The organism is Nostoc sp. DedQUE12b (genome assembly GCF_034530835.1).
In the GTDB taxonomy this organism is placed as follows: Bacteria; Cyanobacteriota; Cyanobacteriia; order Cyanobacteriales; family Nostocaceae; genus Nostoc.
In genome coordinates this window covers 137,006-162,792 of record NZ_JAVRCI010000003.1, presented here as the reverse complement: position 1 = coordinate 162,792, position 25,787 = coordinate 137,006, and the positions used below count along the sequence as shown (strand labels likewise).

Sequence of the window (25,787 nt, the reverse complement as noted above, 5' to 3'; positions counted from 1 at the left end):
TTTACAAAAAGCTGGGGAAAAGGTAAAAAAGCCGATGGAAAATGTATCGGCTTCGCTAACAATATTTAACAGATAAATAGTCTACTGTTCTTGGATTGCTGCTTTGGGAGGAAACTGAATTCTAGGATCTGGCATGAAATTATATCTCAAGTACAATCCTGCCGAGACAAACAGGATAATTAACAACCCACCGATACCAAGGGGACTAGGAAGCCAGAAAACAGCTTCTATGTGGTTTAGCTCACCAGGCTGGAGTTTCCACACTAATTGATTGCCATTTTTTTCTGGCTCAATTGCAGTTTCAGTTAGTCGAATATTTTTGGCTCCCCAAGGAGTCTTTAAACTAAATTCCAAATCGAGAATTGAACCAGCATTTGCTAGAACATTACCTTTGCTAGCAATTAGAGAGAGCGATCGCAAATCCAAATCATAAATCAACCGATTTCGGACTAAAAGTAAAAAATTGTTCTGCTCCAAAAGGACGTTTGATTCAATTTTCGGCAGTTCTGAGTCAGATTGGCTCTCTACAGACTCAGAGGGTTGATTTGCATGGGAGTTAAAGAATTCGTTGAATTTCTCTTGCAATTCCCTACCATTGCTAAAAGGAATTGTGACGATGATTTCTTCTTGGGAAACTCGCTGTGCTTTACCCTCAAGTTGACGGGCGCGGCGTTCTATGCTTTTTAACCATTCGTACACCGAATCGCCGCTAAAACTGGTTAACCGTTCTCCCAACTTAATATGCTGTATTAGTTCGCCACTATTTGAGTTGTCAAAATTAAGTCCCACATCGTACTTCACACAGCCAGTAAGTAGCAGAGATGTTAACAGCACGAGCCACAGAATAGGATTTCGCATGGGAAAGACCCGTTTGATTCGATTTCGACCATTCAGTGGTGAGGACAATCTCATATTTACCAACACAAAACTAAACGGTCTGACTAACCACAAGAAAATCTTTCCGAAAATTGAAAAATTCATAACTATAAATCTCCCCAAAAGTCAAACTTTTTAACCAATCTTGACTTCTTAGTATTGTTTGAGATTCCTGGAATACCATTTTGATCCCTTCGGGACTGGGTAAGAAAATATGAGTAAGATTTAGTTTGGCTCTGAATCTTCATTCAAATCTTCCCAATTCCTAGTCCCTAATTCCCAATCCAAAATTGTTATCAGCCAGGAGTTCCTGAAAAATTCAACCAAACCAAGTACGAGATGGTTAAACCAATAGCAATTAACGCCACCCATATAAAGCGATTATCTCTGGTATTGACCTGACTGAGGTCAACGAATTCTGGCTCGGCAGGTTTTGGCTTTTGCTCCCCAGAAGATTTTGGAGACTTAGCAGGTACAGAAATTTTGAGTTCATTATCGGCTAGTGTGCCCAAATCGGGGATTTCGGTCATCCATTCGCTGGGTCTTTTCAGCTTTGGTGCTTTTAAGATATAAAGCATCCGCCGCGCTTGTTTGCCAATTTCAAAATGGGCATGGCGTTTGAGTCTTTCGCAAAGAGCGATCGCATCATCCGTGCGTCCAGCCGCTTCATAAGCTGTTACTAGATGAATTTCTACTTCGCCCCCAAGGCGAGAATTACGAGCTAATAGAGCGCTGGCCTTTTCTAAATTTTCTACGGCTTCACGGTATTGCCCATTCTCAAAGGCAACTTTCCCAGCCTGGTAGCGGGTTTTAGCAATTTCTAAACTTTCTGTATTCACGTCTTATACAAAAATTAGCACTATTTTCATTTTGCCAATGCCAGCAATCTTTTTGGAATCTTTTCAAAAGCTGGCAATCTGAAAGTGGATAAACTTCTAAAATTTTAAGTAAGTAGCTGCAATTATTTTCTGATTAAAAATTCCGGTATCAAATGCAGGTGAGCAAAATTATGTTGAAAATCAAGCATTCGCAACTGAATTGGCTCTTAGCAGGTATGACTTTAGCAGTGATGGGTGTAAGCATTGCTCCAGCTTCCGCCCAACGTGCGATCGTGATTGATGGTGGTTATGGAGTTAGGCAATCGTCGCCTTCTGTGGGTTCCTTTATTTATGGTAGTCCGATTCCCACACCTATGCCTGTAGACCCAACAACAGGACTAATGCCACAACGTAATCATTACCGCAATTATTCCTATCCCCAGGTAAGGAAAAATATTAGAAATTCCACCCTGATTAATCCGACAATTCGAGATTCAACCCTAGTTAATCCGGTGATTATCAATAATTCATGGCATCGTACACCATTTAGCGGCGGGCGATCGCGGGTTATTATTACCTATCCTCGGTAGAGTAGGGAAATGAGGGGATAATAAGAACTTTTTACTCCTCACTCCTCACTCCTCACTCAGCACTCAGCACTCTAATAGGTAAACTGCGAACCCAAAATCATTGTCCCAATGCCAACATCAGTAAAGATTTCTAGTAACAGGGCGTGAGGAATGCGGCCATCGATGATGTGCGCTGCACGGACTCCTTGAGCTAGCGATCGCACACAACAATTCACTTTGGGAATCATCCCACCGCTAACTATACCATTAGCAATTAACTCGCGGGCTTCGCGGATATCTACTTTCGGAATCAAAGTAGATTGGTCTTTGTAATCTTTTAAAATTCCACTAGTGTCGGTCAATAAAATTAACTTTTCTGCTCCTAATGCAGCAGCGATTTCCCCGGCTACTGTATCAGCGTTAATGTTATAAGCTTGCCCTGTCTCGTCTGCGGCGACGCTAGACACTACTGGAATATAGCCATTGCTAGCCAGGGTTTCCAAAATCTTGATGTTAACATTGCTGACTTCTCCCACAAAGCCGATGCCTTCTTGACCTTGGGAACGCGCTGTAAATAGATTACCGTCTTTACCGCAAAGTCCGACAGCCAAACCACCAGCTTGGTTAATCAGGGAGACAATTTCTTTATTAACTCGACCAACTAAAACCATTTCCACCACATCCATTGTGGCGGCATCAGTGACTCGTAGACCATTTTTAAATTGTGGTTCGATGCCCAGCTTGTCTAACCAACTGTTAATTTCTGGGCCACCGCCGTGGACTACAATCGGACGCAAGCCCACGCAGGATAAGAATACAATGTCGCGGATAACTTTGTCTTTGAGTGTGCTATCTTTCATCGCTGCGCCACCATATTTAACAACAACAGTGCGACCGGCGAATTGTTGAATATAAGGTAGTGCTTCGCTTAGTACACGTACACGAGTGGCTTCAGCTTGCCTAATGTATTCAGAATCGTTGACCGTCATGAGGAGCCTAACAGAGAGAGTTAAAACCTATGCAGTCAGTGTAGAAGACTTTGTAACTCCTCACAATCTCTGATGCCAAAGTTGAGTATGTTTGTACTGATAAGCCATAGCTGTTTAGTTCGTCTCAGAAATGTGAAAATCTATAAAAGAAGGACTAGCAACCAAAATCGAAAATTATCAGGACAAATATGGATACACCGATTCTCGATCGGCTAATTGAAGAATTAAAAGTGATGCCTGAAGACTTGCAATATCGAGTGCTGGAGTTTGCCCGAACTTTACTAGGTTCACAAATTCATGGTGTTCCAGGTAAACAATTATTAAATTTTGCAGGTTCAATATCACCAAACGATATTCAGTTGATGCGCGAAGCGATTGAAGAAGGTTGCGAACAGGTAGATATAGATGAGTGGTAGATACCTGCTTGACACTAATATTATTATTGCTTTATTTGCAAATGATATCGAGGTAAATAATCAGCTGGTAAATGCAGAAGAAATTTTTATTCCTAGTGTTGCTATTGGTGAATTGTTTTACGGTGCAATAAAATCAGGGCGATCGCAAGGGAATTTAAAACGTATTGAGGAATTTATTGCCAGAAATACGGTCATTGGATGTGATGTAGAAACTGCCCGTAAATATGGTGAAGTTAAGAACAAATTGCGCCTCAAAGGTCGTCCATTACCCGAAAATGATATTTGGATTGCATCTGTTGCAATTCAGTATAATTTAATTCTTGTTACGCGAGATGCTCATTTTCAAGAGGTTGAAAACCTACAAACAGTAGCTTGGTGAATATGTCTTGTACACAAGTAGCTTCAGCTTGCCTGATGTATTCAGAATCGTTAATACTATTATGCCCAGTGGTAGGATTTTTGTTGGCCCAGATTGGGTTGAAGGGTAAACAATTCTCCGTTTCTGTGTGGGATCACAGTACCATTTTAGGAAAACTGTCGGCAACCAGTTCGCCGATTCAATACCTTTATTATCGACTCAAACCTCCCGTTGCAAACATAACAGATATTAGGCGATCGCTCCTTCAAACCTCTAGAATTGTAATCATTCGGCTGAAGCTAGGGAATGAAAATGACCACGCTGCTAATCCAAACTGAAAGCACACCCCTAACGGTAAATTTCCCCTCGCTTGTGCAGATGACAAATGAGCAGTTCTACGAATTTTGCCAAGCTAATGGAGATTTGCGAATTGAGCGAACTGCCAATGGGGAAGTCATCATTATGCCACCAGCTTTTTCAGATACGGGCAACCGTAACTTTAACATTGCTGCACAGCTTGGGTATTGGACTGAACAAGATGGCACAGGGATAGGCTTTGACTCCAGTGCAGGTTTTACACTACCCAATGGAGCGATGCGTTCCCCTGATGCTTCCTGGATTGAACTGGAGCGCTGGAACGCCTTAACAGATGCACAAAAAGCTTCATTTGCACCAATTTGTCCCACCTTTGTGATTGAGTTACGCTCCTTTAGTGATCGCCTGATAAAATTACAAGAGAAAATGCAGGAGTACATCGATAACGGTGCATCGCTAGGCTGGTTAATCGATTGGCAAAATCGAAAAGTCTACATTTATCGTCCGAATCGAGAAGTTAAAATTTTGGAAAATCCTGAAGCAGTTAGTGGCAATCCAGAATTACCAGGATTTATCCTACGGATGGCTAAAATTTGGTAATTTGAGTCTTATTAATGAGAAACTTGTGTTTTGAGAACGCTAGGAATTGCCTCAAGTATTCGTTTGGCAACGTCTTCAGGTGTATCTCCCTCTCGCTCGGTGATGTGTAAATCAGCTTGAGAGTAAAGTGGTGTTCGTTGTTCGAGGAGCGATCGCAACTTAGCTTTAGGATCGCCATCTTGCAGTAGTGGTCTTGTGGTATCCTCAGCTAAACGGCTGTAAATTATCTCCACTGGCGTATCTAGCCACACTATCAAACCGTGGTGCAAGTAACCCCAATTTTCTCGCCGCAATACAATGCCCCCACCAGTTGCGATAGTCAACTTTGTAAAAGCACAAACTTGTGAAAGTACGTCGCTTTCTAACTGGCGAAACCCTGCTTCACCAACTTGTGCAAATAACTGATTGATAGATTTACCTGTTGTTTGGGCAATGACATTATCGGTATCCACAAACCCATAACCCAATTCTTTTGCTAGTAAACGCCCTACTGTCGTCTTACCAACGCCCATTATCCCAATTAAGTACAGGTTGACTCCTTGTAATAAGCTGCTCACCAGTCGATTCGCTCCAATTCTGAGTGCTGAGTCACAGTTTCTAATTATAAACTCAATGACTCAATCTAGGATTTAAAAATACGGAGTTTTATATATATCGCGCAAACTCTAACAGTTTATACTACGACTTGATGCCGATATTAGTAATTTCCGCAAGCATACAAAAACAAAATAAACCTCCAAGAAATTTATTTTCAACAGATATCAAAGTTTTTCACTTTATGTATCTCAAATTTACTTATAAATTTTCTAACTTAGAATTATTTTTAAAACATTTAAATTCATCTTCTATTCAACAGAAATTAACTGTCATCATTACTGTTGTTAATGTATTTAAAGTAACTTAGGCAATAAATTAACGATTCTTCTGTGAAATTACTATCAGTAATAACCGACGAATTTCTTAGGAATGTAGTGATTTTTCTGAAGTAACTAGGTAATTGCTGCATAGTAATCGCTATACTTAACCAAAAAATTAACTTAGCTTGTTTGAAACTTTATCCAAACAATATCTGTCTATCTAAATAATCAGGGTTTTTACTCTGGTGGGTAATTTTAAGTATACACAATACCGTGTTTCTAACAGCACAGGGTCGTTATTCTAAAAGTTCAGTTATAACAAGACCCGTTCAATTAAATGTTTCTGATAAAGGTGTAAATAATGACTGATTTACTGCGATCGCCCAAAAAAAACTTGCAAAGAAATTGAAGTTTAGACACAAAAACTACTGTATATTCCACCCCGATAAGCCTGAATGAATAAATATAGAATGAATGAGGTGTCAACCATGACTCGAATTCGTGACGTTGTAAAAAGAGCTTTAGCAACTGGTTATTTGACAGTTGAAGCTGAAGATCAACTACGACAACTGTTGACTACCCGATATGACTTGGAAGATTTTAATGCTTTCATGACTTTGCAGGAAGCCGCCATGACTGGTAAGGTCAAGCAGGAGTCTAGAGAGCGATGCGGCATTAAATAGAGAGAGATGTAGCCTGCTACATTTCACCGACGGGGGCGTTTACCATCATCTTCAAAATCATCATCATCCTCAAAAAAGTCCCAATCATCATCATCTGCTTGATTGGTAGTTGGCGGCTGGTAAGGGGGGATAATTACCCGGTAATCGGCATCGTAAATTGATTCAGTTTTTCCGGCAGCCGTATTTTTTGGCTCGCGGTAGCTGTAGGAATAAACTGAACCAGACCGGGAACTGCTTTTGGCTTCTGATTGACGTTCGTAAGTTGTTGAGTCTCTAGGTTGTTGAGCCTGAGAGTTAGGAATAGGCGCTTCCTCTGAGTTTTCATCAAAGTTCCAATCATCTCCACTGCTATTTGTCTCCCAATCATCAAATCCCTCACTGCTAGGCTCTTCATTTTTACTAGCTGGTGGTGGAGGACTGGCAGGACGAGATGTCGGTTCTTCTCTTTGGGTTGCCTTCGCACGACTTGAAGGGGTGGTTGCTCTGTTAGAAGTTTGGCGTTGTCCTGCCACAAAATAATTGGATAAATTAAATAAGGTAGCAATCAATATCGATGTGAAAGCACCAGTGACAGTACTGAACAAAATCCATATCGCTAGTGGTAATGGTTGAGTTCGCACGCCCAAAAATACTAGCGGTAGGGCAGGTGAGAAATTTTGGACTAATAACAGCGTTAGTCCTCCCAGTACTGCCACCAATAAAATTAAGCGAATTACAGCCATAGCAATTTTGTCAGTTGTCAATAATCAGTGGTCAGTTGTCAATAGTCAGCGAGCAGTCTGGTTATTCTTCACTAATTACTGTTCACTGACTACTGACACTATCAGCCATCTCTATCATTACCTTTTTAGGACTATTGTGAAATTTACAATAGAATCCACTCAGGGTGTTAGCGACGACCTTGCCACCGCTGAATTGGAATACAGTCAATATCTAGTTGATCCAAAGCACGGGCAACTACAAAATCAACTAAATCCTCGATGGTTTGGGGATTGTGATACCAGGCGGGAATAGCGGGAACAACTCTAACTCCAACTTCTGCTAAAGAAGTTAAGTTACGCAGGTGGATGAGGCTAAAAGGCGTTTCACGCGGTACAATAACCAGCTTTCGCCCTTCTTTGAGTTGGACATCCGCTGCCCGTTCTAGTAAATCGGAACTCAAGCCAACTGCTAGCTTTGCTACTGTACTCATGCTGCATGGAATAATCATCATCCCCAGAGTGGCAAAGGAACCGCTGGCAATTCCGGCTCCAACATCGCTCCAAGGATGACACCGGAGTTTACCGGAAAGTGCAACACCAGCTTGCTCTCGCCAGAATTGTTCTTGCGCGGTTGGTTCTGGTGGCATCCGAATTTCCTGTTCTGACTGCCAAACCATGTAAGTTGATTTAGAGGCAACTAATTCAATGCTATACTCCGCTTCTAGCAAAAATTTGATCGCGCGAACAGCGTAAATCAGACCAGATGCGCCCGATACGCCTAAAATTAAAGGTTTGGTGTTATTTGACACGTAAATTTTAGTGGATTTTACTCGTCCTCAGAGTAAGGATCTAGGTCATCAGGCTCCATATCATTTGGTAAGTATAGGTCTGAAAGGTCGTCACGAGAATCATTGCCAGTTAAACCTTTGGCGACGCCATCGCTGCCTACTGTTACCAAATCAATTTGCTGACGGTAGTAATCGACACTCTTAACTTGGACGGCGACGCGATCGCCTAGTCGATAAGAAGCGCGATTTTTGCGCCCAAACAGTGCCTGTTGTCTGGCGCGATATTCATACCAATCATCTTTGAGAGAACTGACGTGTACCAATCCCTCTACCCGCAAAGGCACACCAGGATTACTGCTAGACTCCACCTCAGCCGCGGATACTTCAATTTCCACAAAGAAACCGTAGGATTGAACCCCGGTAATCACGCCTTGGAATACCTGACCGATGCGTTGCTTCATCAGTTGGGCTTTTTGCAGCCCAGCTAAATCGGCTTCGGCTTCTTGGACTTCTTTTTCTCGGTCGTTGATTTGAACAATTACCCTAGTCAAATCGCTTTGCAGTTCTTGTTGCAATTCTGGGGGTAAAACGTTCCAGTTAATTTCCTCGTGGCTGGAAGAGTGGCGTAGGTTAACCCGCTCTCTGACACGGGTATTGCGGCGATCGCGTCCGTTTTCGAGTAGCGCGTAATACACTCTCTGCATGAGCAAATCTGGGAAACGCCGCAAGGGAGCGCTAAAGTGGACATATTGCGGTAGTGCCAGACCAAAGTGAGATCCTTTGGTGGTACTGTATGCAGACGGCTTCAGTGTATCTTGTAATAAGTAAGTAAGAACTTGCTCAGAGGGAGATTCCGCAAAAGCTGTGGTCAAATGTTGGTAATCTAAGGGTTGGATATCGGCTTCTGGATCTAATGTGAGGTCAACGCCCAAATTGACTGCCAATTTCAGCATTTCCTGGACATCTTCAACATCAGGAGTACCTTGAACTCGCCAGATAGCCGGAACACCAAGGGCGTTTAAGTGAGTTGCAAACAGTTGATTAACTAACAGTACCAACTCCGTGAGTAGCGATCGCACTGGCAAATCATTCACCACCACAGCGCCGAGAATCCCTTCATCATAATAGGCGTTTTGGCTAGGCGGCAGATTCAACTGGAGACTACCACGAGTCAAGCGTACCTGTTTCACGGCTGTTTGCAAGGCTTGGAGGTCTTGCAGGATTTGGGAAACCTGTGATGATTTATCTTCAACTTCACCTGTGAGAATTGCTTGAGCTTGTTCTGTAGTCAGTGCAGTTTCGACATTAATTACACTGGGTTGAATTTCCCATTCCAGCACTTCTCCCGATTGGGGATCGATAGTAATTAAAAAAGAGATGGTTAAGCGATCGCTCCCAGGTACTAAAGAACAGCGTTCTGCTACAGATGGGGGCAAGATTGGCAACACCAATTCTCCTAGATACACTGATTTGCCTCGTTTGAGTGCTTCTCTATCTAGGGCTTCGTCAGGTTGGACATAGTGAGAAACATCGGTGATATGAACGCCCAAAAGCCAATTTCCGGCTAAGTTTTTTTCTAAACTAAAAGCGTTTTCTATAACTTTGGTATCACTATTTACCCCTTCAATCGTGAGAGTAAACAAATTACGTAAATCCAACCGATTTTTCAGGTCTGCTTTCAGGAGCTTCTTGGGCAACCTCGCAGCTGCTTCTAGAACATTATCTGGAAAAGTCCGGGAAAGGTCGTGTTTGCACGTAACTAAATCTATATCAGCAGCGGCTTCGGCATCACTGCCGAGGATTTGCACCACTCGACCAAGGGGAGGATATTGTGCCAATGGATAACGCAAAACTTCCACATGAACCAGATGATCAATCGCTTCTTCTAACTTTGCCCCGTTAGGTTGAATCTTGAGTTCAAACAGCAATCGATCGTCTAAAGGCACAGCCCGAAAACCAGTTTCTACTTGCTTAATTCGTGCCAGTAAAGTGTGGTTAGAACGTTCCAGAATCAGCTTCACCTCACCTTCGGGAGAGCGACGGCGACTGCCTTCTTTCAGAACTCTCACCAAAACGCGATCGCCATTCCAAGCATTACTCAGATGACTTTCGCGGATGTAAATATCCTCGGCTCCTTCCACATCTTGAATAGCAAAGCAAAAGCCTTTACTAGAACAACGCAGTTTTGCCTCGATTATTCCCTCTTCTGAGACACGACGATACTTGCCCCGTTCTTTTACTAAAATACCGATTTTTTCCAGAACATCTAAAGCAATGTGAAGTTTTTGTAAACTTTTTTCATCTTCACAGCCAAGTTTCTTTTCCAAAACCTTCCGAGCTACCAATTTATCATCGGTGAAATTGGCAAGGAGTGTAGCGATTGAAAATTCCATGCAGTGAACCGACCTTTGGTCAAAACATCATTTGTTGTTTAATCTGGTTCTTTTCTGTATACCCTCACGGCTTACAGAAACAAGCTGGAAACTAATTGCCCTGAAGCAAGCTTCCTAAGTTCTAAGGAAAGGAAGCCCGACCCAGTAAGAGCGGGAAACTACTCCCGCAGTTCCTTTGCAAAGAAGCCGACCCACGGACAACTCTGGGCGTTTACGAACTTCTCACTACACGATGCTCTCAGAATTTGCCTGCGTTCAACTTCCTTCACCTAACCAAACTTAAGATTGCACGCCTGATTACAATTTAGCCCCGCTAGGTAATTACGCGATGGGTTTTTGAAAAGCTGGGTTTAGAGAATCCATACTGTCCAAAAGCGCTATGCAGGGGAGCCACTGTGGTCTTGTCCCAAGGGGGAGACGCTAAAAGCGATAGCGCAGCATTAGCGAGTCTGCGAGCGTCTGGGGTCTCCCCAAGTGGAGGAGGCAGTGCGGTCTTCTCCCAAAGGGAGAGGCTAGCGCCAAGGGGTCCCCCCAAGTGGAGCAACTGCCGTCAAGTGGCGTGGAAACTACAGGTGTTTGATTGTCTAGAGAGAAGGTAATTTTACGCCATTAGACTCTGATTTGTAACTAGGAGGAACTGCTGGTGAACCCAATTTTCCCACATGTAGAATCGGTAACAATTAGGTAAGCAGCTTAATGAGCAGCGAGGGCGAACCTTATCTCCATTATTGTAGATTTAGAGCGCACTTCCAGAAAATAGTTCTAGATATCGACTTGGGTAATCAGTATAGCATTGCAAGCAAGACTACCCAGATAAGTTAGCACTGACCAAAAATTTCGTCAAAAAATAGCTACTGCTACAATTGGGACACCAGGCAAAGCAAGAATATCACCTTGACGGCTCAGAGCAGAGAATTATACCTACTCATCGCCTGCCAAGAAACTGATGACAGATAGTAAACAATTAAAAATAAATAAATGCAATATTGGCAGGCATCCTGGGTATCGAGTGGATGTAAATTAAAGTAAGGGCAGCCGATCACGCTTGAATATACAGGCAGTATCAACCCCGTTATTAAAAATATTTAGATTGGTAGCAGTATTATGTTGGCTCAATTCCAGAGCTTGTATCCCCAGGGCAGTTTGATTTCTGAATTAGTGCAAATTTTTCAAGGAAAATATATTGTTCGGGCAAGCGTGCAAATTGAAGGCGTAACCCGTGCTACGGGTATGGCAGCAGCAGAAACAGTAGAAGCCGCAGAAGACCAAGCCAGAACTAGGGCGCTGATAGTTTTGGGTATTACAAACGCGCCACTAGAATCAGTGGCGTTGACCTCAAATCCAGTTCCCCCAGCACAGCTAAATCCTGACTTGAATACTAAAGGTGGATTGAGTGAGCCTGCTGCTTATTCCTCTCCAAAAGCTGAGGATTTTGTTAGTAGTCAGTGGCCAGCAGTCAGCGATAAAGAAATATCTATACCGCCTTCCAAAGAACGGAACATCAAACCAGAAGTAGTAACAAGCAGTAACGAACAGTATGGCTACAGTAATGCTGCGCCCCTAGCAAGCGATAACTATAGCCAAGATATAGGTCAAAACTTTCCTATGACTGCCAACCGGGAGCTAGAATTTGATCCTCCAGTTGAAAACTTGGAAATAAACTTTGATAGCCAGCCAGAAAATCAAACCTTTCCCACGATTTCTGCCAACAATGTCACACCATTTACACCCCGGAGTTACAGCCCTCAAGAAAATGCCACTACCCCGTCAGTGACAGGCAAGAGAAAGAAAAAAGCTGAACCCGTAGATTTATCAGATGTAATTGCTAAAACAGATGTCGAACTTCAGCGTTTAGGCTGGACACCAGAACAGGGACGGGAGCATCTGATTGAAACCTACGGGAAGCGCGGGCGGACTTTGCTGACTGAAGAAGAATTACACGGATTCCTCAAATACTTACAATCTCAGCCAGACCCAATAGCGGGATTTTGATTAGTCATTTGTCATTTGTCATTTGTCATTTGTCATTGGTCATTAGTCATTTGTAAGGGCTAATGACTAATAACATAGGCTCTTGAAACAGTAAGGAAGCTATGACCTGTGAATTTTTCTGAAGTAATTGCTCAAACAGACGTTGAAATGCAGCGACTAGGGTGGACAATAGACCAGGGACGGGAACATCTCATAAAAAATTATGGGAAGCGATCGCGGACTTTACTAACACAAATAGAATTACTAGACTTCCTTCAATACCTTGAATGTCAACCATTAGATGAAGTTGTAACTGCCAAAATTAATGTTGACATGGAACAGTTATGTTGGATGGAACAGCAGGGGCAAATTAATTCTGAAATCGAACGGTTATGTTGGATGAAAGAGGAAGAACAGGAGTATGTTATAACAACTTCTAGCAAGCAAAGTCAGAATTCGCCTACTCAAGAAGAACTATTAGAATTACTCAAATATTTTGAAGCTCAACCTATAGTAGAATACCCCAGCAATCTTGATGCAGAATACGAAGAGTTCCAAAATTTCTCTACATACTCAGAAGAATCAGACAATGTAATTACTAGAATATCTTCTGAGGATTTATCTCGGATATTAGCTAAGACCGATGTCCAAATGCAGCGTTTAGGCTGGACAACAGAACGGGGACGGGAGCATCTGATTAAAACTTATGGTAAGCGATCGCGTACTTTGCTGACAGAAGCAGAATTACTAGACTTCCGGCAATACCTTGCATCCCTTGCATCTCAACCAACACCAGCAGATTTGTCGGATGTAATTGCTAAAACAGATGTCGAAATCCAGCGCTTAGGCTGGACACCAGAACAAGGACGGGAACATCTGATTAAAACCTACGGGAAGCGCGGGCGGACTTTGCTGACTGAAGAAGAATTACACGGATTCCTCAAATACTTACAATCTCAGCCAGACCCAATAGCGGGATTTTGATTTGTCATTAACTATGCCTTGTGTGCGAATTGAAATTGTACCGCACCTGGGCTATCTAAAATTGATTCGTCTAGTAGTACGCCTTGGGAACGCAAGCAGGGTAAAGGGTAAGGGGAAAAGGGATTCATGTTTTTAATCCCTTTCCCTTTCCCCTTTAACCTTTCCCCAACCTCTACAAGCGCATTTTTGGGTTGGCAGAGTACTAGAACTTATGCATTGACAAAGTAGACAATTAGTGAGTTAGGGTTAACGAGGGAAAAATACCCTCTTGAGTTGAGGAAGATCAAAAGCGCGATCGCGCTTTTGATCGGCAAGTTTACAGGATTGACTACACCCGTGCATCTACACTGACTTGATACTGAACTTTGTTTGAGCTAAACTGTCTGCTCCGGATAATGATGAAGTAATTTCCTGCGGCTAGATTCTGGCGTGTAATTTGGTGGGAAAATGAATCGCGACTTTGTCCAATCACTTCGCCTTGATTGCGATCAATTTGACCATTGTTGTTTGAATCTCTAACTAATAACAAATCTGTCCGTCCTCCATTCGGGGCAACGCCTTCCAGTTTTAAACGTAAGTTAGAGCGCCCCGTGAGTAGCACTTTTCTAAAGTCTTCTAAGTCATCGGTGGTGGTCACATCGCCTTTAATCTGAAGAAATCCTTGACCACTATTCAAATTCCCCTCAAAATCCGCTGCAAAAATGCTATTGTCGTTATCGGGTGTCGCAAAAGCTGGGGAAACCAATCCACAAGTTAATAAAGTTAGCAACGTTAGCTTGAGACTTGATTTGAAGTAATTCATGATGTTTATTCCTGAAGATAAATGTATTGATTTTTGGGATTACGCACTGTACAAAATGACTTAGTGTCTTTGTAACCTAAATCTAAATTAAGCTTTTAATAAAAAAACTACAGTCTGAAAAAGACTTTAATAGTATGAGGTTAAAAATAAAATTCAAATTGCTTGGTATTATTTAGTCACAAAAAGTTTGTTTTGATAACATTGCTCTACTCCAGCAGACTAGTTTTAAGGCTATTGTAGAGCGATAAATTATGGTTATTCCCAACTTTTGATGATCCTATGTCAGGATCGAAACGTGTATCTTCAGACAATTAAAAGTTGGAATTTCTTCAATATCTGCTACCGTATCAAGACTACATTCATTTCGACAAATAGGATCTTGACCCTTTAAAATCGAGTTTTGAAGTCAAATAACCCCTCTTCAGTTATGAAAAGGGGTTATTTTTAGAGTTTAAGGAAATTAAAAGTGGTAAATCACCATTTACCAATGGTGACTATTAATTAAGAACAGCAACTGCTGGGCGACTACCAGCAGAGTGACGGTCAATCACTTGGTCAATCAAACCGTAGTCCTTGGCTTCCTCTGGCGACATGAAAAAGTCACGTTCAGTATCTTCAGCAATGCGCTCAAGTGGTTGACCTGTATGTTCAGCTAAATAGTTGTTTAGCCGCCGCTTGTGGTACAGAATTTCCCGCGCCTGAATTTCAATATCAGTCGCCTGTCCTTGAGCGCCGCCTAAAGGTTGGTGAATCATAATCCGAGAATGGGGTAGACTCATCCGCTTACCCTTAGCACCCGCGCTGAGGAGAAAAGCACCCATACTCGCTGCCAATCCGGTACAAATTGTACAGACATCAGGGCGAATATGCTTCATAGTGTCAAAAATGCCCATACCAGCCGTCACCGAACCACCGGGAGAATTGATATACATATAAATGTCTTTCTCCGGGTCTTCAGCATCCAAATACAGCAGTTGGGCAACAATCAAGTTGGCAATATTGTTATCAACTTGTTGTCCCAAAAAGATGATGCGCTCACGTAACAGCCGTGAGTAGATGTCAAAGGCGCGTTCACCTCGACCCGATTGTTCAATAACGATAGGAATCATGGAAGCGTGTTTGTGGCTACTTTAAATACATTTTATCGGTGACAGCACGAAACTGGGGCTGATCTCTACTATTCCCAAGTAGATATAAGTAAATCTTGGCTATTCTGTCTTATTCAACAAAGGAGCAAAATGTGCTTTTGCAATAGATTCAACTTCCAAGGGCACTTTTTAGCAACGAAAGCTGTCTAAGAAAATATCCCGGTTTCGGGAAGAATAAATCAAAAAACTGCAATTGTTGCCAATCTAACAGCAAATTTCAAGTTGGTGAGGTACACAAGCTAAATCTTTTATCCAGGTATAAAGGGTGTTTTATTCCTGAATTATGAATTCTGCTGTATATCTCGGACTTTGCTGCACAACCTTGGCTATGTATTGATTAGACCGATAACCGAAATCCGATTTGCTTAGGGAATTATATTAACTGTCAGTAACATTTTAAACATTTTTTTAGGATTTCCTTCAGCATTTATCAAGTTATTTTTGTTAGATTCGGTAAATCGGGAGTACGAGGTGTATTTAGAATAACCAGTCGTAATTGAAATGCTATCCATTCAGAGAGAGACGTGCCATGCTGGAAAAACTTATACAAGCCGCCATCATCACCTTCTTGCTCCATCTGATAGCAGGACTTAGCCCAAATACTTTAATTCAAACAAAAACAGCATCACCGATGCAAGAAACGCCACCGAATATTGTCAGTTTGCTATTGCGACCTTTTCAATAAGAATGTTTCAGAAGTTGCACAGGTGTAAGTAAGTCGGCGTAAATAAACCCAATTATATAGATGCTTCCCTTGTAGTTAGCGCTGACTACAAAACTGCAATTTTTACACCAACTTACTTAGGCGATATTAAAAACAAAGGTATAATTCGCTCGTTGAGTTTCTGACTTAATCTACATAGCTATCTAGGCTAACACGCCTGAGAACAGGCTAGACTGAGCAAAGAAGGCAACTACTTGCGTTTGATTATGACTAATCGCCTTGCTGAAGCTAAGAGCCTCTATCTCCGCAAACACGCCGAAAACCCCATTGATTGGTGGCCTTGGTGTGATGAAGCACTTGCAACTGCAAGGGCGCAAAATAAACCGATTTTTCTCTCCATTGGCTATTCTAGTTGCCACTGGTGTACTGTGATGGAAGGCGAGGCTTTTTCTGATATTACGATCGCTGACTACATGAATACCAATTATCTTCCCATCAAAGTAGACAGGGAAGAAAGACCTGACCTCGATAGCATCTATATGCAAGCTTTGCAGATGATGAGCGGTCAAGGGGGTTGGCCTTTAAATATTTTTCTTTCCCCAGAAGATTTAGTGCCGTTTTACGCTGGTACTTATTTTCCTGTAGACCCGCGCTATGGTCGTCCGGGATTTTTACAGGTGTTGCAAGCGCTTCGCCGTTATTACGATACAGAAAAAGCGGACTTACAACAACGTAAAGCCTTAATTATTGAGTCTCTGCTCACATCTGCGGTGTTGCAAGATGGTACAACAACCGAGCTTGAAGACCATGAATTACTCCGCCAAGGTTGGGAAACTTGTACAGGTGTAATTACTCCTAGTCAATCTGGCAACAGTTTTCCGATGATTCCCTATACAGAATTAGCACTGCGGGGAACTCGATTTAATTTTGAATCTCGCTATGATGGCAAGCAAATTTGTACCCAGCGGGGACTAGACTTAGCGCTGGGCGGCATTTATGACCATGTAGGTGGTGGTTTTCATCGCTATACTGTTGACCCCACTTGGACAGTACCCCACTTTGAAAAGATGCTCTACGACAATGGGCAGATTGTGGAGTATCTGGCTTATTTATGGAGTGCAGGAATACAAGAGCCAGCCTTTGAGAGGGCAATTGCTGGAACTGTACAATGGCTAAAACGAGAGATGACTGCGCCTGAAGGTTACTTCTATGCTGCTCAAGATGCGGACAGCTTTACAGAATCGACGGCGGTAGAACCAGAAGAAGGAGCTTTTTACGTCTGGAGTTACAGCGAATTACAACAACTGTTAACGCTTGAAGAATTAACGGAATTACAACAACAGTTTACGGTGACGCCTAACGGCAACTTTGAAGGACGTAATGTTTTGCAAAGACGGCATTCAGGTCAACTGAGTGCAACCCTGGAAACAGCACTGAGTAAGCTCTTTAACGCTCGCTATGGCGTTAGTTCTGAGTCTTTAGAAACTTTTCCCCCGGCCCGTAACAACCAAGAAGCAAAAACTACTAACTGGCCAGGTCGCATTCCCTCGGTGACAGATACGAAAATGATTGTTGCCTGGAATAGCTTGATGATTTCCGGGCTGGCTAGGGCTGCTGGGGTTTTCCAACAACCTTTATACCTAGAATTAGCAGCACGAGCGGCGAATTTTATTTTGGAAAATCAATTTGTCGATGGGCGTTTCCAGAGACTCAATTATCAAGGAGAACCAACCGTTTTAGGGCAGTCTGAAGATTATGCTTTGTTTGTTAAAGCTCTACTAGATTTACAAGCTTCTAACCCTGAGCATGAGCAATGGTTAGAAAATGCGATCGCTATCCAAGATGAATTTAACGAATTTCTCTGGAGTGTAGAATTAGGTGGTTACTATAACACATCAAGCGATTCTAGTCAAGATTTAATTGTCAGAGAACGTAGTTATGCAGATAATGCGACACCATCAGCTAATGGAATTGCGATCGCTAACCTTGTCCGTCTTGCCCTACTCACTGATAATCTAGATTATTTAGATTTAGCGGAACTTGGTTTGAAAGCTTTTAGGAGTGTAATGCATCGCGCTCCCCAAGCTTGTCCCAGCTTATTTACAGCTTTGGATTGGTATCGTAATTCTACCTTGATTCGCAGCACAACTGAGCAAATAAACTCTCTGATCCCCAAATTTCTACCAACGGCTGTGTTTGCCATCACATCTGATTTACCAGAGGGAAGTGTTGGTTTAGTTTGCCAAGGTTTGAAGTGTCTTGCACCAGCTGAAAGTGTAGAGCATTTATTGCAGCAAGTGGAGAAAAGTCAAAATAGGGCATAGGGCATTGGGCATTGGGCATTGGGCATTGAATATGTATTATTCTCCTCTCTAGTGCCTAATCCCCAGTTACTAGTACCCAGACCCCAATTTGATGTATAACTATGACGACCAGAAGCGAATTAACTGCCATTGTGTTAGCTGGCGGTAAAAGTTCTCGGATGGGTCAAGATAAAGCCTTGATTCCCATTCAAGGGATACCATTGTTGCAGCGAGTTTGTGGGATTGCTCAAAGCTGTGCTGATGTTGTTTATATAGTAACTCCCTGGCCAGAACGCTATCAAGACTTGCTTTTGCCTGGTTGCCATTTGATCCGAGAAGTTCCTTTGTCTGGAGAATCTTTAGCCCACGGGCCTTTAGTTGGATTTGCTCAAGGACTAGCCGAAGTAGAGACAGAATGGGTGCTGTTGCTAGCTTGCGATTTGCCGAGGTTGCGGGTTGAGGTGTTGCAAGATTGGATAACTCAACTCGATCGCGTGGGGGATAATGCGATCGCAGCTTTAGCTTATCATCCCAAAGGTTGGGAACCCCTGTGTGGTTTCTATCGCCGTCGCTGTCTGCCACAACTCCTAGAGTTTATCAACCAAGGCGGGCGATCGTTTCAGCAGTGGCTTCGGCAATATCCGGTAGAAGTTTTGCCCTTAGCAGAACCCGAAATGCTATTTAACTGTAATACACCAGAGGACTTGGCTTTAAATTGAGTTAGAGAGTGGGGATTTAATCGTGAACTTAACCTGCGGAAACTTTGGTAATAAAGTCATTTTTCGGATGATCGAACACAATTCTTGCCTATTCAAAGTTTTAGCCCTAACGTGGAACTGCTAACTATATGTATAAAGGATGCGAGGAGGAATCATGGGGCAGACACAGGAGCTAGGACAGATTATCATCCTGAATGGTGTCCCGCGATCGGGGAAGTCGAGCATTGTCGCAGTGATTCAGGAGACATTTGATGGTCTGTGGATGAACTTGGGTGTTGATAGATTTATGCAAATGACTCCCGCACGATACTTGCCTGGGATCGGTTTACGACCAGGGGGAGAACGGCAGGATATCGAACCCCTTGTTCCTATTCTGTACAGCGCCATGTATGAGTCTATCGCTGCCCACAGCCGTTTGGGTTTGAATGTCGTGGTTGATGTCGGACACCATGACGCCTACGCAATGAAGCGGGGCATTCTGGCTGATAGTGCCCGACGTTTGAAGGGATTGCCGGTTTTGTTCGTAGGTGTTCACTGCCCCATCGAGATCGTTATGGAACGACGACAAAACACGGGGTGGAATGTGGGAAGTACAGCTGACTTCCCAATACCACATCCGGTTCAGTTATGGCAACGTGAAGTTCATATCCCTGGCATCTATGACCTTGAAGTGGATACCTCTTTGTTAAGCCCAGGTGCATGTGCTGAGATTATACGCCAGTACCTCGCAGATAGTCCAGCACCATCGGCATTCCAACGACTCGCTGCACACTATACTTAAGCTGAGTTATGACTGTGTTAACTATATTTGGTATGAATTTGTAAAGTGTGTGATTCTATAAGTTGAAAGGGAAATTCAATCCCTTTCCACTAATTCTGCAAGAAGTCTACTTAATTCGACAGAATTTGCGATCGCTATCATTCTGAGGATATTGCCAAGAATAGGCAAAGTGGCTAACTCCCTTCAGTTGGGGGGCAAATTGGCGGAGTGCCTGCATTTGCACCTCTAGAGATGGACGATTACTAACAGATTTTCCCCACTGACCGGCTAAAGCTGGGATTATCTGCGTACCCGGTTTTGCCATACTCAAAACCCGTTGCACTTGCGACACGATACAACTGGCATTACCGCAATTTCCATAAGCCATAGGATGCCACTCTAATGTATTGGGGAACCGATCCCAAGGTTGCAAACGGGAATCATATCCTTGTCCAACAGTTTGGTTGCCATCAGGAAAAAACACCACTCCTGTAGAAACACCTTGCTGCTTTGCTGGGTAACTAGCGATGGTGACAAAATCTAGAATTCCTTGCATAGCGTGGGCAACGGCAAGCTGCCACAAGTCCCATTGTAAAACTCTTTGTCTATCGGTTGCAGGCAGGATTGACTTTTGCGCTAGTGGGATGCGTCCTTGCCAAAGAGGTTCACCTTCTTGAGGATAAAGTTTATCAACTTCAGCTACATCTCCCCCAGTGACGAATCCCTTGCTTAAAAAGCGGCGAATTAAGTCCAGCGCTTTGTAATTCTGTGCCCGTTTAAATAAAGCTTCTTGGGTTGCGGGACTAAATAGCCATAAATCTGAAACTTTAGTGGCGATAGAATCACTTCCAGCTTGACGGGGATAACGCACGTAATCCAATAGCAAGCCATCTGGACGACGGCGCAAAACTTCTTGTACCAATTTGTAGTAGTCTCGTTTTGCTTGTGGGTTGTAGGGGTCGATAAATAGTTGAGAGCCATTATCTACCACATATAAACTTGTTTGACCTTTGCCATTACGAGCGATCGCACTTTCGCGATCTGGGCGCTGGGCGTAAGTATAGCCGAAATTTGTGGTAAACATCCAGGCATAGACCTTCAAACCACGTTGCCGACCTTTTTTAATTGCCGTAGCGAGTATATCAATATTTTCTGCCCCTGGAGTGCGAATCACAGCAGGCCAAACCGTCGGGTTAGCTCTTGCTGGTAAAAGTACCTGCCCATCGTAAAATACTTCTATATAAACTTGGTTATAGCCACGATTAACAATGCGATCCATAATCTGATCGATTATTCCTGGCTGAACGTCACAGGGATACAAGCGTAACCAAAGGGCTTGGGTTTGCGGCCAAGTTCGAGAGCGACATTGCTTTAATTTCTGTGCCTGTTCTTGTATTATGCTTTGGTAGCGCGTTTGAGCATCTTGTTTGCCTTTAAGCGCTGACAAACGTAAGTTTTCTTTTTGTTGCGCCGCCGCTGATGATAACTGACAATACTCAGTTACTTGCGCCCTTGCTGGTTCGCTTCCCAAGTTGGGTAGCAAAAAACTACTAGTAAAAACAACAGCAAATAAGCGCCGCCAAAATAATATCGATCTTGCAAAGTTCAAGGGACGGTTAGACATATCTAGCAGTAGATGGACACAATAATCATCGGCCCCAACTTAGATAATTGTGGGCAATGTGTATCAAAATTTATAGTTCAGTAACAAAGATTTTGAAACCTACTTTTTCAAGACTCCTAAACACGTATTTCTGTTGCCATATTTTTTATAAGCTGTTCCACATTGAAATTACATTAAGGAACTGACAAAAAATAAATTATCCAAAATTATTGTTACATTTCTAGGGGTTCTAGACATTGTACTCCTACGTTCGCAAAGCATCCCGCAGGGATGGGATGTTTTTTAAACTGGAAGTTGCTAACTGAGCTGGCTTTCCAGCCCACTACAAAAGTTTGAGAAAATTTAGATATGTAAAATAATAAACTCTCTGACTCAGTAACTAACTTGGATGCACCTTCAGCTTCAGCTATAACTTTAATCGATTGCCATTGACTAGGCAGAACAGTTGGCTCTGTGGCGATTGGTATAGCACCAATGCATTCACTACTAAGCTCACTGTTGATTAACCCTACCACAAACAGCGGTCTGTTATCGGGATGAATGGCTCTAGGGAGCGTGGGTTTCGCCACTTGGGGAACTCCAAATTGTGCAATCAACGCTACTTCTTCCTTCCTTGTCTTTCGGAGGCTTACGCAAAATAGCTCTCAAACTCTATATTCCCCTAGCTCCATCAAAGTTCTGAGTGAAGGAAGCTGCCACTCAGACTTCTCTGTACCTTGGAGAAGTTATTTCTCAAAAATAAGATGCAGCCGAAAGTTAACATTCAATCTCCACTCACATCAATCAATACAGTTCAGAATGAGCAAGAAAACCCAGATGTAGAGACGCAATAAATCGCGTCTTGAAAGACCAATTATCTACACCAATAACCCTTAAGCCAAGCATATTGTACTATCAATACTGCTTAGGCTAAAGCATTTTTAACTTGGAATTGAGTTTAGGTTAAAACTTTTTTATTTTTCCTTTCACTTTTTCTCAAAACCTACGCAGTTTTGAACCGCTATGTTTAGAAGTCTTAAGTATTTTGTTAAATAGAATAAACTCTGGACACAATAAATACATAATTATTTTTTTCTGATTTAATGAAATATGACATACTGTCATACTTAATACCAATGTATATTCCCCATTTAAAAACTCTGATAAATTAGTAGTTTTTTGTTGTGAAAGGAATATTAGCATTTTGCCTAAGTAGCAGCTGGAATAAAATACTTATTTTTTCTAGCTGAATCAACCAAAAAATATTTAAAAATGCGGAATATCTTAGATTATATCCGTATACTGCTGTGCTACTCAAACTCTCAATAAAATTATGAAGAAATTATTGATCGCTTTGATTTTAGCAATATTTACTACTGTCACCATCCTGCTAGGGCCAAGTAAAGCCTATGCCCAATCTTTCCAGCCAAATATCCAAGGTGTGCAGATCAAGCAGATAAAATATACTCGCAGTAGTGTTTTCTCTGAAAAAGGTAAAAAAGATTTAAACTCATTGGCAAATGCCTTGGCACAAATGCGAGCTTTGGCTTGTCAAGATTCTAAAAGTTGGTATTACCAAGGTGCAATTCATTGGACTCCAGGTTTGAGTAATTTTCCCCAGAGTAACTCACTCTGTAACAAATATACTGAAGCTGCATTCAACGATCCACAGCAGCAACAAGAGGTACAAAAACTGTTAGAGGCTTGGCAACATTGCACTCATGGAAGACGCGATCAAAATTTAAACTTACCCATCGCTCAAATTGCTGGCAAAAACTTTTTACCTTGGCATCGACTTTACCTAGTTTACTTTGAGAAAATTGTTCGTAAACTTTCTAAAGATCCTCAATTTGCAATTCCATACTGGGACTACACTAGGGCAGACAAAAGAACCATGCCACCGGAATTTATCACATCTAGCTCTCTATATACAGACTTGAGAAATAGTGTCCTCAATTTTGTCGGTGGAGCGGTTGAACAAATCGAACAACAACAGATTAAAAAGGATAAAAACAAAGCATACAAAACTAATATTTTTAATCAACCGCCTCTCAATTTTAGTAATCAAATTGAGAACTCACCTCATGGTGAAATGCATGGTTACATAGGTGGTGATGTTGGTGATGCAGCCAATCCTATCTGGAATAATCAGCCTGCTCCCGCTCAAATCGGGCTAATGGGAGATGTTGGTACTGCTGGATTCGATACTATCTTTTGGATACATCATTCTAGCATCGATCGCTATTGGGAGTCTTGGCAAAAAGCACCAACAAACCCAGAACAAAAAGAAGCTAGACAAGCGAAACCGGAGGATTTGCCCCTACCATCGAATTTAGCCCCAATCTATACCTTTGCTGATGAAGATGGTAATCTAGTGAGTCACAACACTCCCCAATCAGTCATTGATGCAGTTTATAGTGTGGACTATAAATACGATCGGCTAGATCCAGATGCAAAAGTAGCACTTGTTAAAAGCGTTGTCATAAAACCAACAGAATTGAGGGCTAGACTAGCCTCACCCGTTTCTGTTCTGGCTGATGGGCAACAACTTCATCAGAGCTTAAATAAATTGACAGATGTGACTGTGCCATTATCTACTCCTCTGCAAAAAATTCCAGTATTATTAGATGCTCAGACTGCAAACGAATCCGTGGGACAGGAACTATATTTGCTGGAAGTTAAATTGTCTTTCACAGAAAAACCAATCGGCAACTATAACGTCTATGTCAATTTGCCCCGTACCAAGTCGATCTCTAGCATAATCAGCGATATAGATCGCTACTATGTTGGTTCTGTTAACTTCTTTGATGTGCATGGCGAAGATGCAAACAGTAAAACCTTTGTTTTTGATGTCACTAAAGAAGTTAATGCACAATTATCTGAATTGAAAGAGCCTCAGACAGAAAATATAGAGGTAAAGTTTGTCTCAGATAGTACTGCTCGTTCGCAGGAAATTTACATTGAGAATATTACGCTACGCAAATTAGCGTAACTAAAATCTGACTTAATATAAGCAGTTTGAAAGACTTTGAGTGAATTCAATGCGATCGCGTTTATCTCGCTTCAATTATATGAGGTATGCGATCCCTTTCATCAATTTGTCACTAAGCTACTGAATTTGCCAACAACACCATTCTGTTATCTTTGCAGTAAAATTTAATAAACAGCAAGTAAATATTGACAAAAAACTTACATTATGCATAGGTAAATTATGACCAAGCTGATTTTTACTCTGTTTTTAATCATATTTACTATTTTGAATATACTTAATTTAAATAATACACACGTACAGGTATCTCAAAATAATATTCGCCAAATTAATTGGAAAGATGAGGTTTTAGTGAATACCCAATCATCCTTTAATCTTGCAACTCAAGAGCAGCGGCAAGCAAAGTTTATTTCCTCTCAAGAGGTTAAAACAAAGTTGACAGATAATCCATTAATACCAACGCAAGTAACTTTTCCCTTATCTACCCCTCTGGAAATTGATACGGCTAGGTCTGAGGAAGTTTATCTGCTGGAAATTCAAGTCGCTTATCAGGGTGAGCCAATAGGAAGCTACAGCGTTTATCTTAATTTACCAAGCCTCAAAGCGATCGCTGATATCGATACTTACTATATCGGTTCAGCTAATTTCTTTGATGTACCAAGTCCAAACCAAGGTATAAAAAAGTTTAATTTTTATATTACACCTGAGTTAATTAAGCAGGTGCAAAAGCGCGTAAAACCGTCAAAAATTCCAAATTTAACATTGACTTTCATTCGCGACCAAGGTCATTCAAGCACAGAGCTTGTTATTGATCGGGTTGGACTATCAAAATTATGAGTCGCTTGAGCCTGTGTGCAGCTGTGGCTACATAAACAAAATTGAAAATTTTCAACTTTGACTCAGATCAACTTAACAAAGTGGTAAAACTAATTCGTAATTCATATTTATAATCAGTGTTGGCTCTGTAGCCATTTGAATCACGAATTACGAATTACGAATTAGTAATTAAATAGTTAACCGCCACGCTTTAGCGCTGTCTCTACCTGCTGCAACTCTTTTTCTAGACGATTTTTGAGTTTTTCGGGTACAGGACGATTTGGGTAAGAACTGTAATGTCCAGCCAGAGAATTGAGGGCTGTTCGTATGGTTGTAAACGAGCCAAGACCAGAAACAGAGTTAACCCGCTGGTAGCGAGCTGAAAAGTCATTAATTTTTTGACGCGCTTCTGCTTGAATTGCTGCCTTATCTGGTGAATCTTGTGAAAGATCCAGAGCTTGTCTCATAATATTGACCACAGCTAAGGTGTCTTGACGATAATCCCCAGTCAAACTATCTGGACTGCCAGAACAACCCATTAAGCCGATAGCTACAACCAAAACCAGCGCAAGCAAACGCGACCAATAGCGCTTCATATGCATAAGTAAAACAATACGTAAATCAACGTCCATCCTATCTTGGATTGGTAACTTGGGGATCAATTG

Annotated in this window: 26 protein-coding genes; 14 read left to right on the top strand and 12 right to left on the bottom strand. The window is 42.0% G+C overall.

The features are described from left to right. Window positions 1-81: 81 nt before the first annotated feature. The gene (locus RMY16_RS02755) at window positions 82-981 is read right to left on the bottom strand and encodes a DUF3153 domain-containing protein (protein ID WP_322735085.1); all 900 of its coding nucleotides are present in this window, start codon (window positions 979-981) and stop codon (window positions 82-84) included. A gap of 191 nt (window positions 982-1,172) precedes the next feature. After that, complete coding sequence (locus RMY16_RS02750; RefSeq protein WP_322663159.1) at window positions 1,173-1,715, bottom strand: tetratricopeptide repeat protein; 543 nt, start codon at window positions 1,713-1,715, stop codon at window positions 1,173-1,175. 170 nt (window positions 1,716-1,885) lie between these two features. Between RMY16_RS02750 and RMY16_RS02745 the strand changes: the two genes are divergently transcribed. Further along, window positions 1,886-2,284: a hypothetical protein gene (locus RMY16_RS02745; RefSeq protein WP_322735084.1), complete on the top strand. Its 399-nt coding sequence runs from the start codon at window positions 1,886-1,888 to the stop codon at window positions 2,282-2,284. Window positions 2,285-2,355: 71 nt separating this feature from the next. Here RMY16_RS02745 and argB read toward each other — a convergent pair whose 3' ends face one another. Beyond that, a complete protein-coding gene (gene argB, locus RMY16_RS02740; RefSeq protein WP_322735083.1) occupies window positions 2,356-3,252 on the bottom strand; it encodes an acetylglutamate kinase in 897 nt (298 codons plus the stop codon). A 188-nt stretch (window positions 3,253-3,440) separates the two neighbouring features. On the opposite strand from argB, the gene RMY16_RS02735 reads away from it, so the two are divergent. From RMY16_RS02735 to RMY16_RS02720, 4 genes are read left to right on the top strand one after another with little or no spacing between them, the layout of a single operon-like run. Next, window positions 3,441-3,668: a hypothetical protein gene (locus RMY16_RS02735; RefSeq protein WP_322735082.1), complete on the top strand. Its 228-nt coding sequence runs from the start codon at window positions 3,441-3,443 to the stop codon at window positions 3,666-3,668. Next, window positions 3,658-4,047: a type II toxin-antitoxin system VapC family toxin gene (locus RMY16_RS02730; RefSeq protein WP_322735081.1), complete on the top strand. Its 390-nt coding sequence runs from the start codon at window positions 3,658-3,660 to the stop codon at window positions 4,045-4,047. Before RMY16_RS02735 ends, RMY16_RS02730 begins: the two co-directional genes overlap by 11 nt. A gap of 2 nt (window positions 4,048-4,049) precedes the next feature. Next, window positions 4,050-4,364, top strand: a complete 315-nt coding sequence (locus tag RMY16_RS02725; RefSeq protein WP_322735080.1) for a hypothetical protein — start codon at window positions 4,050-4,052, stop codon at window positions 4,362-4,364. Further along, complete coding sequence (locus RMY16_RS02720) at window positions 4,339-4,941, top strand: Uma2 family endonuclease (RefSeq protein ID WP_322735079.1); 603 nt, start codon at window positions 4,339-4,341, stop codon at window positions 4,939-4,941. Before RMY16_RS02725 ends, RMY16_RS02720 begins: the two co-directional genes overlap by 26 nt. A gap of 11 nt (window positions 4,942-4,952) precedes the next feature. Here the strand turns inward: RMY16_RS02720 and RMY16_RS02715 are convergent, their stop codons facing one another. Further along, window positions 4,953-5,498: a shikimate kinase gene (locus RMY16_RS02715; RefSeq protein WP_322735078.1), complete on the bottom strand. Its 546-nt coding sequence runs from the start codon at window positions 5,496-5,498 to the stop codon at window positions 4,953-4,955. 788 nt (window positions 5,499-6,286) lie between these two features. Here RMY16_RS02715 and RMY16_RS02710 point away from each other — a divergent pair. Continuing rightward, complete coding sequence (locus RMY16_RS02710) at window positions 6,287-6,481, top strand: hypothetical protein (protein ID WP_322663147.1); 195 nt, start codon at window positions 6,287-6,289, stop codon at window positions 6,479-6,481. A 23-nt stretch (window positions 6,482-6,504) separates the two neighbouring features. Here RMY16_RS02710 and RMY16_RS02705 read toward each other — a convergent pair whose 3' ends face one another. The 3 genes from RMY16_RS02705 to RMY16_RS02695 all read right to left on the bottom strand — a co-directional run bounded on the left by RMY16_RS02705 (window position 6,505) and on the right by RMY16_RS02695 (window position 10,363). Continuing rightward, on the bottom strand, window positions 6,505-7,203 hold the full coding sequence (locus tag RMY16_RS02705; RefSeq protein WP_322735122.1) for a LapA family protein: 699 nt from the start codon (window positions 7,201-7,203) through the stop codon (window positions 6,505-6,507). Between the two features lie 167 nt (window positions 7,204-7,370). Next, entirely contained in the window at window positions 7,371-7,991 is a 621-nt protein-coding gene (locus RMY16_RS02700; RefSeq protein WP_322735077.1) for a flavin prenyltransferase UbiX, read from the bottom strand. A 17-nt stretch (window positions 7,992-8,008) separates the two neighbouring features. Then, the gene (locus RMY16_RS02695) at window positions 8,009-10,363 is read right to left on the bottom strand and encodes a ribonuclease R family protein (protein ID WP_322735076.1); all 2,355 of its coding nucleotides are present in this window, start codon (window positions 10,361-10,363) and stop codon (window positions 8,009-8,011) included. A gap of 1,104 nt (window positions 10,364-11,467) precedes the next feature. On the opposite strand from RMY16_RS02695, the gene RMY16_RS02690 reads away from it, so the two are divergent. Together RMY16_RS02690 and RMY16_RS02685 are read left to right on the top strand one after the other, a co-directional pair. Beyond that, window positions 11,468-12,355, top strand: a complete 888-nt coding sequence (locus RMY16_RS02690; RefSeq protein ID WP_322735075.1) for a hypothetical protein — start codon at window positions 11,468-11,470, stop codon at window positions 12,353-12,355. Between the two features lie 108 nt (window positions 12,356-12,463). Next, on the top strand, window positions 12,464-13,318 hold the full coding sequence (locus tag RMY16_RS02685) for a hypothetical protein (protein WP_322735074.1): 855 nt from the start codon (window positions 12,464-12,466) through the stop codon (window positions 13,316-13,318). Window positions 13,319-13,646: 328 nt separating this feature from the next. Here RMY16_RS02685 and RMY16_RS02680 read toward each other — a convergent pair whose 3' ends face one another. Continuing rightward, a complete protein-coding gene (locus RMY16_RS02680) occupies window positions 13,647-14,120 on the bottom strand; it encodes a hypothetical protein (RefSeq protein WP_322663138.1) in 474 nt (157 codons plus the stop codon). Window positions 14,121-14,617: 497 nt separating this feature from the next. Beyond that, window positions 14,618-15,229 (bottom strand): ATP-dependent Clp endopeptidase proteolytic subunit ClpP, encoded by a 612-nt coding sequence (gene clpP / locus RMY16_RS02675; protein WP_322663136.1) that lies wholly within the window; start codon window positions 15,227-15,229, stop codon window positions 14,618-14,620. 568 nt (window positions 15,230-15,797) lie between these two features. Here clpP and RMY16_RS02670 point away from each other — a divergent pair. From RMY16_RS02670 to RMY16_RS02655, 4 genes are all read left to right on the top strand, one after another. Continuing rightward, window positions 15,798-15,953: a hypothetical protein gene (locus tag RMY16_RS02670; RefSeq protein ID WP_322663134.1), complete on the top strand. Its 156-nt coding sequence runs from the start codon at window positions 15,798-15,800 to the stop codon at window positions 15,951-15,953. A gap of 245 nt (window positions 15,954-16,198) precedes the next feature. Then, window positions 16,199-18,256 (top strand): thioredoxin domain-containing protein, encoded by a 2,058-nt coding sequence (locus RMY16_RS02665; RefSeq protein WP_322735073.1) that lies wholly within the window; start codon window positions 16,199-16,201, stop codon window positions 18,254-18,256. Window positions 18,257-18,357: 101 nt separating this feature from the next. Further along, window positions 18,358-18,954, top strand: a complete 597-nt coding sequence (locus RMY16_RS02660) for a molybdenum cofactor guanylyltransferase (RefSeq protein WP_416211643.1) — start codon at window positions 18,358-18,360, stop codon at window positions 18,952-18,954. Window positions 18,955-19,108: 154 nt separating this feature from the next. Then, window positions 19,109-19,735, top strand: a complete 627-nt coding sequence (locus RMY16_RS02655; RefSeq protein WP_322735072.1) for a chloramphenicol phosphotransferase CPT family protein — start codon at window positions 19,109-19,111, stop codon at window positions 19,733-19,735. Between the two features lie 106 nt (window positions 19,736-19,841). Here the strand turns inward: RMY16_RS02655 and RMY16_RS02650 are convergent, their stop codons facing one another. Both RMY16_RS02650 and RMY16_RS02645 read right to left on the bottom strand, forming a co-directional pair. Beyond that, window positions 19,842-21,338 (bottom strand): family 10 glycosylhydrolase, encoded by a 1,497-nt coding sequence (locus tag RMY16_RS02650; RefSeq protein WP_322735071.1) that lies wholly within the window; start codon window positions 21,336-21,338, stop codon window positions 19,842-19,844. A 212-nt stretch (window positions 21,339-21,550) separates the two neighbouring features. Beyond that, window positions 21,551-21,934 carry a hypothetical protein gene (locus RMY16_RS02645; protein WP_322735070.1) on the bottom strand — a complete coding sequence of 128 codons (384 nt, stop codon included), beginning with the start codon at window positions 21,932-21,934 and terminating at the stop codon, window positions 21,551-21,553. Window positions 21,935-22,650: 716 nt separating this feature from the next. On the opposite strand from RMY16_RS02645, the gene RMY16_RS02640 reads away from it, so the two are divergent. Then, the gene (locus RMY16_RS02640; protein WP_322735069.1) at window positions 22,651-24,309 is read left to right on the top strand and encodes a tyrosinase family protein; all 1,659 of its coding nucleotides are present in this window, start codon (window positions 22,651-22,653) and stop codon (window positions 24,307-24,309) included. Between the two features lie 219 nt (window positions 24,310-24,528). After that, window positions 24,529-25,143 carry a hypothetical protein gene (locus RMY16_RS02635; protein WP_322735068.1) on the top strand — a complete coding sequence of 205 codons (615 nt, stop codon included), beginning with the start codon at window positions 24,529-24,531 and terminating at the stop codon, window positions 25,141-25,143. Between the two features lie 176 nt (window positions 25,144-25,319). On the opposite strand, the gene psb27 is transcribed toward RMY16_RS02635, so the two are convergent. Then, window positions 25,320-25,724 carry a photosystem II protein Psb27 gene (gene psb27 / locus RMY16_RS02630; protein ID WP_190240755.1) on the bottom strand — a complete coding sequence of 135 codons (405 nt, stop codon included), beginning with the start codon at window positions 25,722-25,724 and terminating at the stop codon, window positions 25,320-25,322. Window positions 25,725-25,787 lie beyond the last annotated feature (63 nt).